This is a genomic window from Streptomyces albus subsp. albus (genome assembly GCF_000725885.1).
Classification (GTDB): domain Bacteria; phylum Actinomycetota; class Actinomycetes; order Streptomycetales; family Streptomycetaceae; genus Streptomyces; species Streptomyces albus.
Map to the genome: position 1 here is coordinate 1 of NZ_JODR01000085.1, position 376 is coordinate 376.

Consider the following 376-nt stretch of genomic DNA (forward strand, 5'->3'; position numbering starts at 1 on the left):
CGCACGCTCGAACCCCGCCACATGCGTGCCGCCCTTCGGCGTGGCGATGATGTTCACGAACGACCGCAGCGTCGTGTCATACCCCGTCCCCCACCGCAGGGCAACATCCACACCCAGCTCCCGCTGCACCTCGGTGGGGATCATGTGCCCGCGCTCGTCCAGCACCGGCACCGTCTCCTTGAACGAGCCCTGACCCTGCAGCCGCAGCACATCACACACCGGACGGTCCGGAGCCAGATACTCACAGAACTCGCTGATCCCCCCGTCGTAACGGAAGGTCTCCTCCGAGACGCCCTCACCGCCCAGGCCCTGCTCGTCCCGCACCACGATCGTCAGCCCCGGCACCAAAAACGCCGTCTGCCGCGCCCGCGCATAC

1 pseudogene is annotated in these 376 nt (G+C 67.8%); it reads right to left on the reverse strand.

Going from position 1 to position 376, the window contains the following annotated elements:
* A pseudogene (locus tag IO40_RS0132830) lies at positions 1-376 on the reverse strand (DNA topoisomerase IV subunit B); the annotation flags it as partial.